This window comes from Micromonospora sp. NPDC000207, assembly GCF_040300925.1.
GTDB lineage: Bacteria > Actinomycetota > Actinomycetes > Mycobacteriales > Micromonosporaceae > Micromonospora.
Genome location: NZ_JBEPEQ010000176.1, coordinates 1 through 7635 on the forward strand (window position 1 = coordinate 1; position 7635 = coordinate 7635).

The window sequence follows — 7635 nt, forward strand, 5'->3', positions numbered from 1 at the left end:
CTGGACGCGGCGCGGGGCGTGACCGAAGCCGACGCCCGGCCGGTCGGGGCCGGACCATCCTGCACAGGTGACCTACCGGTCCCCGGCGAGCGGTACGCGTCGTCCGCATCTGGGATGTGCGCCCGCCCGTAGGGGGAACTGGGATCGCCGTACGAGTTCATTCCTCACACCCTGCCGGTCGCGGTGGGACGCTGATGCGCCGCCACCGGTTTGCCGTGAGTTGAAACACCCGTCACCGCAGCCGGCAGTCGCCGCGGCCCCCGGAGTGTTTTCCTGTCAGCCGACTCCACCGTTGCGCCTCTCGCCCTCGACGCCGTCGGCGAGCCCGTCCCGGCCGAGCAGGTACTGCTCGACGAGGTGGTTCCAGCCACAGCCGAGGCACACCTCCACCACGAAGACCTGGAACTCACGCAGCGTCATCGCCAGAGCCGGTAGCTCGGCCCGGGTCCGCGCCTGGCCGGCGGACTGCCTGAGCTCGTCTCCATAAATGTAATGGACGTGTGTGAGGTTCTCACTGCGGCAGATCGGGCAGCGCTCCTCGGTGGCCTCCCCGTGGAACCGGGCGGCGTTCTTCAGATAGGGCGAGGCGTCGCAGACGTCGTACGTCCCGACCCGGCCCGCGAGGAGCTCACGCAGAACTGCCCGCTTCTGGAGCGAGTAGTCGACCACCTGGCGAGAGCCACGCATGCGGCAAAGGGTACGCGGTTCGTCCCGGCGAGGCGACCGCCGTCACGATCCGTCACGGCGGCACGCCGTAGACCCGTGTTTGCCCTCGTCCGGACGAGCCGCTACCGTGCGATGTATCGGACCGATACATCGTGCGAAAAGAGCTGATCGGGTCTCGGGGTGAGAGGGGTGGCCGGTGCTTGAGCTCGCCGTCCTGGGCATCCTCCAGGAAGCCCCGATGCACGGTTACGAGCTGCGCAAGGAGCTCTCCGCCAAGCTCGGCGCGATCCGGGCGGCGATCAGTTACGGCTCGCTCTACCCCACCCTGCGCCGGTTGCAGGCGGCCGGGTGGATCACCGAAGCCGACGAGACGCCCGCGACCGCCCAGGAGGTGCCCGCGTTGACCAGTCGACGCGGTCGGGTGGTCTACAAAATCACAGCCGAGGGCAAGGAGCGGTTCGCCGAGCTGATCGCCCAGACCGGTCCGGAAACGTACGACGACACGGGTTTCGGGGTGCACTTCGCCTTCTTCGCCCGCACCGACCAGGCCACCCGGCTCCGGATCCTGGAAGGTCGTCGCCGAAAGATCGAGGAACGTCGTGAAGGGCTTCGCGACGTGCTGGGCCGGGCAGCCGAGCGCCTCGACGCGTACACCCTGGAACTCCAGCGTCACGGGCTCGACGCCTGTGAACGTGAGGTCCGCTGGCTGGAGGAGCTCATCGCCAACGAGCGCTCCGGCCGACCGCCGACCGCCCCGCAAACCGGGTCGGTCGACGGAGCACGAGATGACAGCAGCCCGCCCCCGCCTGGTGACTCCAGGACAGAGCGGCCGTGATGATGAAGAAGGAGGCAGACGCTATGGGCTCCGTCCGCGTCGCCATCGTCGGTGTGGGTAACTGCGCCTCGTCCCTGATCCAGGGCGTCGAGTACTACCGCAACGCCGACCCGAACGACCGCGTCCCGGGTCTCATGCACGTCACCTTCGGCGACTACCACGTCTCGGACGTGCAGTTCGTCGCGGCGTTCGACGTGGACGCCAAGAAGGTGGGCATGGACCTCGCCGAGGCGATCGTCGCCAGCGAGAACAACACCATCAAGCTCTGCGACGTGCCGCCGACCGGCGTCAGCGTCCAGCGCGGCCCGACCTTCGACGGTCTGGGACAGTACTACCGCGAGATCATCGAAGAGTCCGACGCCGAGCCTGTCGACGTGGCAAAGGCGCTGCGTGACGCCCAGGTCGACGTGGTCGTGTCGTACCTTCCGGTCGGCTCCGAGCAGGCCGACAAGTTCTACGCCCAGGCGGCGATCGACGCCGGGTGCGCCTTCGTCAACGCCCTGCCGGTCTTCATCGCCTCCGACCCGGAGTGGGCGCAGAAGTTCACCGACGCCGGGCTGCCGATCGTCGGCGACGACATCAAGAGCCAGGTCGGGGCCACCATCGTGCACCGCGCCCTCGCGAAGCTCTTCGAGGACCGGGGCGTCGAGCTGCTGCGCACGTACCAGCTCAACTTCGGCGGCAACATGGACTTCATGAACATGCTGGAGCGCAACCGCCTGGTTTCGAAGAAGATCTCGAAGACCCAGTCGGTGACCTCCCAGGTGCCGCACGAGATGGCAAAGAGCGACGTGCACATCGGCCCGTCCGACCACGTCCCGTGGCTGGACGACCGCAAGTGGGCCTACATCCGCCTGGAGGGCCGCTCCTTCGGCGACACCCCGCTCAACGCCGAGCTGAAGCTTGAGGTCTGGGACTCGCCGAACTCGGCCGGCGTCATCATCGACGCGGTCCGGGCCGCCAAGATCGCCCTGGACCGCAAGATCGGCGGACCGATCCTGTCGGCCTCGTCGTACTTCATGAAGTCCCCCCCGGTCCAGTACGCCGACCACGAGGCGCACGCGGCCGTCGAGGGCTTCATCACCGGCGAGGTCGAGCGCTGACCCGCTACTGACGCACCAGCAGCACCGGCGAGGGCCGGGTCCGTTCTGGACCCGGCCCTCGCCGCGTCCGCCTTCAGCCCGACATCTCCAGGTACGGCGACAGCCGCATGGCCAGTTCCTCCACCGAGTCGACCTCGCCACTGGTCAACGCCTCGGTAAGCGCCATCCGTTCCTTGGCGGGCATGTTCAGCAACATGTCGACGCGCTCCAGGCAGACATCCATTGCCGTCCAGGCAAGGCTGGCGTTCCACATGTCGAGCGGACGCCAAACCGTGATCCCGTGCAGAAGGGCGGCCGCCTGGTTCAGCGGTGCTGGATAGACCTGGGCGTCCACCAGGCGTGCGTGAGGGCGAGCGGCGGCGGCGTAGAGGATGCCCCCGTCCCGCACCACCGTCTGTGAGGCCGTGCAACTGGCAAGCAGAAGAAGCAGGTCTTCGGCGTCTGGCCAGGATCGCGTCACCGGTCCCCCAACATCTCGTAGAACTCTGCGTTCCGCTCACGAACCCGCCGGGCAGCCTGGCGGGTCCACTCGTTGCGCTCCTGGCGGTCGAGGTACTCCTGGATCGCCAGCTCGACCGTCTTGTGCATGGAACGGTGCTCGGCCTCCGCAAGCTCACGGAGCCGCTGTTCAACTTCGGGCTTGAGCGTCAGGGTGAAGGCCATACCACTTTTGTATAGCCCTTCTGGGGGAGCGTCAACCACAGTCGGCACTGCTTCTCCTCCGCAAGATGGTCGCGTGGGTCCGACGGCGTCCACCAACCAACGGCCGGACCGGTGAGTCGGGTGCGGCAACATGAGACGGATATGTGTAACGCCCGTCACTTTCCCATCCGCCGCGCGCTCCGTGCGGTACTGACCCGACGGGCTGCCGGCACCCGGCTGGTAACCCGTTCGGCGCTGGTGTCGACGACGCGGAGCCCGGCCGGCTGCACGAAGATCGTCCGGCGCTCGACCGCGTCGCCCCGCTCGTCGAGCTGGTACACGTCGAGCCAGCACCAGCCGTGGTAGGTGAGCAGTTCCGTGCGGACCCGGATCACCCGAGCGACGAACGGCCGCCGAAGAAACTGCACACTCGCCGCCCGGGTCACATCGACCACGTCCCCGGCCCTGAGGTCGACGGTCACGATCCGTACCGCCGCCACGCCCTGATCCGGGCGCGTGCCACCTCGACCGCCGGACACCGACCCCCGACACCACAGGCCGGACAGCGATGATGACGGTGGTGCTCCACCACCCGCCAGGCGGCGCGGACCAGGACGGGGAGCCGCCGACCGGTCACGACTGCGCCCCGTGTTCGAGGCCGACGGGAACGCAGCCGCTTGTCCGCCCCGGTCGGCGCGCGGGCCGCCATCGAAGCAGAGCGGCCAGGTGAGACTCCGACACCACTTCGGGCAGCACCGGCAACCCCAACTCGACGAGCCGGTTCGCCGCCACGTTCGCCGGTCGGCACGGCCCCGGAGACCGGCAGATCCGACACAGCCCACCCGGATCGGGTACGTGGGCAGCGATGATCTCGTGTGCGGCACGGCTCTCCACCCGTGCCCGACTCTCGTGCAGTCCCATCGACGGCGTACCCCTCGGGGAAGGGGCGGACGCGCGGTCCGTCACCGCCGCGAGGGGGATTCGCGGCGGGGCCCGCACGCCCGCCCGGCTCGACGCCGGGATGCGCTGTCAGCTCGACGCACCCCGGCCCACAACCGAAGCGGTACGCACACAGCACGCGCCGGTGCCCGCCCACAGCGGGTACGGCGTGGTAGACAGTCGGGGAGTCCGATCCCCGGGACGCCGTCCACCGTGAGGTGTCTCCCGTTCGGCTCGTTCCCGGACCGGGGTGGGCATGCCGCCAAGCCGACCCACCCCGGTCCGTCCCATCTCGACCACTGATCACCTTCGGTAACCACAGCCACACGCAGAATGCACGACACTCTCCGTGTGCGCAAGCTTGCTTATCGGGGTTTCAGGCGACATGCTGTTTGGCATGACGGTGAACCTCGATGCACGGCGGGAGCGCTGGATGCCAAACGAGCAGGCTGTGACGCTGCGGGCACAGTGGATCGGGCAGCAGCTTCGCGAGATGCGGGAGAAGTCCCGGCTCACCCTCAAAGAAATGGGCGACTACATCAACCGCAACGCCTCGACGGTGAGCCGGATGGAGTCCGGGATCATCCCGCCCCGGGTTCCCGAGGTCCTCGCCTACCTCGACCTGTGCGGCATCGACGATCCGCGTCGCCGGGACGACCTCAAGACCATGGCCCAGGACGCCTGGCAGAAGGGCTGGTGGGACGGGTTCAGTGCCAATGTCGCCGGGTCGCTGATCGACTGGATCTGGCTGGAGAGCCGAGCCACCGCCATCAACTCCTTCCAGACTTCCGTCATCCCCGGCCTGCTCCAGACCCGCGCCTATGCGGAGGCATTGATTCGAGCCTGGGACGACTCCGCCTCAGATGACGATCTCGCCCGCTACGTTGAGGTCCGAATGCAGCGACAGCAGCGACTGGAAGAGCCCGACCCGGTCCAGTTCTCCACGATCATCGATGAGGGTGCCCTCCGTCGAGTTGTGGGCGGGCCTGAGGTGATGCGTGCTCAACTCGCTCACCTTCGCACGATGGCGGGCTGGCCGAACGTTGAGGTCATGATCCTGCCAGCGAGCGCGGGAGCACACCCGAGCCCTGACGGCACTTTTGACGTCTTCCGGATGCGTCGCCCCTATCCACCCGCTGGCTGCGTTTCAACCGCTGTCGGCGCGGTGGTTGTCGAAGGAGGGAAGGCCGCTTCGCTGCACCAGCGTTACGATCGGCTGCGCCGGGCGGCGCTACGCAATGGTGCCGTACAGCGGATCCTCTTCGACCTCGAAGCACGTCTGGAGTGAGCGACATGGCGATCACCGACCTGCCCGACAGCAGCGACCTGCCCGTGGCCTGGCACGTCAGCACCCGCAGCGGCAACGGTGGTGGCAACTGCGTCGAGGCCGGGCCGGTGCTCGACGGAAGTGCGCGGTACGCCGTCCGCGACAGCAAGGACCGCACCGGACCCACCCTTGTCTACCCCGCCACCGCCTGGGCCGCCTTCCTCACCGACCTCCACACCGGCCGCTTCGACTTCTCCGCCTGACCTGGCGACCCCGCCCGCGCCTCGGTGAACAGACATCGCCCGGAACCCATGACCGCTGGCGCTTGGCGCTTGGCGCACGATGATCGTTGGTTGTTGACCTACCCGACACGCCGGAGAAGGTGTCGATTAACTGCAAACGATCGTGGGCGTCGAGATGGTCGGTCGGAGGGTGAGGCTCAGGTCCAGGCGTGCCGGGACCTCAGGTCCATGCGCGCCGGAGGGCCACACCGGCCTCCAACTCCAGCAGGGTCACCTTGCGGGTCAGCCCGCCACCGAACCCGACCAGCTTCCCGCCCGCCCCGACGATCCGATGGCAGGGGACGATGACCGGGATCGGATTACGGTTGCAGGCCACCCCGACCGCCCGGGCCGCACCCGGTTCCCCGACCGCCCGCGCCACCTCGCCGTAGGTTGACGTCTCCCCGTACGGAATCCGGGTCATCTCCCGCCACACCGCCCGCTCGAAGTCCGAACCCCTCGGCGCGACCACCGGGACGGTGAACCCGGTCGACTCGCCCGCGAAGTAGGCCCGCAGCTCCCCGACCACCCGCCGGTCCAGCTCGTGCTCCGACTCCTCGACGGCGGAGGACTCCCGCCCGAAGTGCGCCCCGCAGACCGCCCTGGAGTCGGTGGCGACCGAGAACTCGCCGATCGGTGAGTCGAGCACGGTCCAGCGCATCCACCCATTGTTCCCGACAACTCCCCGGAAGCCTTGCGCTTCGCGGGCGGTCATGCCGGAACGGGTCTGGAACATCCGCCTGCACCTTGCCCGTGCTGACCTTTCGGGCCGGTCAGCGCCCCGGGGAGTGACTCGTCGACGGCAGGTTGGTCTGCCCCTTCGGAGGCGTTGCCGAAGCCTGCGCCCGGCCGGGGACCGGCGATCCCAACCGCGCCTGGGCCACGTTGACCCGCTGGAAGTCGGCGACCCTGATCCTGGTGGAGACCTCGGCGACCGCAGCACCCAGTGCTTCCTGTTTCTGCGCCTTCTCTGCCCGACGGTTGGTGAGCAGTGTTTCGGAAGTGCCACGCCCGTCTCCGACGGCCGCCATGAATTCGTTCTCCTCCTTACCGACGACGGAGTCCTCGAACCCCAGAGCTTTGAGGCGATCCTGTCGGGCAAGCATCGCGTCTTCACCGCGGCTGTTCATGTAGTGAACGACCTTCATGGTTTCCACCTCTACGGGCTCGCCACTCAGTGTTGTCCCTTCCATCGTGTGAGGGAAAACGGCGTGGCCCGGGTTGACGTACGGAGGGGAAACAGGAAATCCGTCAGCGTTGCGGTGACTCTCCTCGTGGTACAGAAAGCCGTCAGCGGCCCGCTGAGTGGCTTGCGCCTTGATCCCTTCCTCCCGCTTGAGATTGTCGGCGACTTCGATAGCGGGACCGAGCAGGCGCTGCACCTCGCTGTCCTCGTAGAGTTCCTGCCTGCCCTCCCTGCCCAGTGGATCGATGTGCTTTCGCACGACGTCCGGGGGACAGTTGTCCCGAATCGTGTCGGCAGGTGCACTGTTCAGCAGGTCCACGGCAACTCCACAGATCGTGGTCGGCGGAGCTCCGCCGACGCGGTACGGTCGGTCCTACTACGTCCGAGGGCTGCGGTCGTTCAATCCCAGACCACGAGACGAACCTCACCGCTTTCCTGCGTTTGCGCAGCGTCGGTACCCTGCGGGGCGTGGCCACCGGGACTCTGATCTTCCTCATCATCGGTGCGGTCGGTGTCGGCGTGTTGGCGCTGTCGCTACTCGGCACCGAGCTGTTCCACGCGATCGGCGGGGACGTCGACGGACCCGTGTCGGTCGAGGTGGTCGCCGGATTCACCGGCGCGTTCGGCTTCGGCGGGGCGATCGTCAACGAACTTCTCGGGGCGGGCACCCCCGGACTGGTCGCGGCGGCGGCCGGTGGCGGTGCCCTCGCGGCGGT

General features: G+C 68.0%; 10 protein-coding genes and 1 pseudogene. 5 read left to right on the forward strand and 6 right to left on the reverse strand.

All coding sequences use genetic code 11. From position 1 onward, the window contains the following. Window positions 1-276: 276 nt before the first annotated feature. Window positions 277-687: a DUF5318 domain-containing protein gene (locus ABT336_RS26080; RefSeq protein ID WP_502891271.1), complete on the reverse strand. Its 411-nt coding sequence runs from the start codon at window positions 685-687 to the stop codon at window positions 277-279. A 175-nt stretch (window positions 688-862) separates the two neighbouring features. On the opposite strand from ABT336_RS26080, the gene ABT336_RS26085 reads away from it, so the two are divergent. Continuing rightward, window positions 863-1501: a PadR family transcriptional regulator gene (locus ABT336_RS26085; RefSeq protein WP_350900044.1), complete on the forward strand. Its 639-nt coding sequence runs from the start codon at window positions 863-865 to the stop codon at window positions 1499-1501. A 23-nt stretch (window positions 1502-1524) separates the two neighbouring features. Further along, window positions 1525-2604 carry an inositol-3-phosphate synthase gene (locus tag ABT336_RS26090; RefSeq protein WP_350900046.1) on the forward strand — a complete coding sequence of 360 codons (1080 nt, stop codon included), beginning with the start codon at window positions 1525-1527 and terminating at the stop codon, window positions 2602-2604. Window positions 2605-2677: 73 nt separating this feature from the next. On the opposite strand, the gene ABT336_RS26095 is transcribed toward ABT336_RS26090, so the two are convergent. The 3 genes from ABT336_RS26095 to ABT336_RS26105 form a co-directional block, all read right to left on the reverse strand. Next, window positions 2678-2938, reverse strand: a complete 261-nt coding sequence (locus ABT336_RS26095) for a hypothetical protein (protein WP_350900048.1) — start codon at window positions 2936-2938, stop codon at window positions 2678-2680. A gap of 122 nt (window positions 2939-3060) precedes the next feature. After that, a complete protein-coding gene (locus ABT336_RS26100) occupies window positions 3061-3267 on the reverse strand; it encodes a ribbon-helix-helix protein, CopG family (RefSeq protein ID WP_350900050.1) in 207 nt (68 codons plus the stop codon). 155 nt (window positions 3268-3422) lie between these two features. Beyond that, complete coding sequence (locus tag ABT336_RS26105; protein ID WP_350900052.1) at window positions 3423-3746, reverse strand: hypothetical protein; 324 nt, start codon at window positions 3744-3746, stop codon at window positions 3423-3425. 872 nt (window positions 3747-4618) lie between these two features. Here ABT336_RS26105 and ABT336_RS26115 point away from each other — a divergent pair. Next, a complete protein-coding gene (locus tag ABT336_RS26115; RefSeq protein WP_350900060.1) occupies window positions 4619-5473 on the forward strand; it encodes a helix-turn-helix domain-containing protein in 855 nt (284 codons plus the stop codon). A gap of 5 nt (window positions 5474-5478) precedes the next feature. Continuing rightward, complete coding sequence (locus tag ABT336_RS26120) at window positions 5479-5715, forward strand: DUF397 domain-containing protein (RefSeq protein WP_350900054.1); 237 nt, start codon at window positions 5479-5481, stop codon at window positions 5713-5715. A gap of 199 nt (window positions 5716-5914) precedes the next feature. Here ABT336_RS26120 and ABT336_RS26125 read toward each other — a convergent pair whose 3' ends face one another. After that, window positions 5915-6394 (reverse strand): methylated-DNA--[protein]-cysteine S-methyltransferase, encoded by a 480-nt coding sequence (locus tag ABT336_RS26125; protein WP_350900056.1) that lies wholly within the window; start codon window positions 6392-6394, stop codon window positions 5915-5917. Window positions 6395-6506: 112 nt separating this feature from the next. Next, a complete protein-coding gene (locus ABT336_RS26130; RefSeq protein WP_350900058.1) occupies window positions 6507-7238 on the reverse strand; it encodes a hypothetical protein in 732 nt (243 codons plus the stop codon). Window positions 7239-7387: 149 nt separating this feature from the next. On the opposite strand from ABT336_RS26130, the pseudogene ABT336_RS26135 reads away from it, so the two are divergent. Beyond that, window positions 7388-7635 (forward strand): annotated as a pseudogene (locus tag ABT336_RS26135) (hypothetical protein); the annotation flags it as partial.

Coding starts and splice junctions, on each gene's coding strand:
- ABT336_RS26090 (WP_350900046.1), top strand. CDS start 1,525: ATGGGCTCCGTCCGCGTCGCCATCGTCGGTGTGGGTAACTGCGCCTCG.
- ABT336_RS26115 (WP_350900060.1), top strand. CDS start 4,619: ATGCCAAACGAGCAGGCTGTGACGCTGCGGGCACAGTGGATCGGGCAG.
- ABT336_RS26100 (WP_350900050.1), bottom strand. CDS start 3,267: ATGGCCTTCACCCTGACGCTCAAGCCCGAAGTTGAACAGCGGCTCCGT.
- ABT336_RS26080 (WP_502891271.1), bottom strand. CDS start 687: ATGCGTGGCTCTCGCCAGGTGGTCGACTACTCGCTCCAGAAGCGGGCA.
- ABT336_RS26120 (WP_350900054.1), top strand. CDS start 5,479: ATGGCGATCACCGACCTGCCCGACAGCAGCGACCTGCCCGTGGCCTGG.
- ABT336_RS26125 (WP_350900056.1), bottom strand. CDS start 6,394: ATGCGCTGGACCGTGCTCGACTCACCGATCGGCGAGTTCTCGGTCGCC.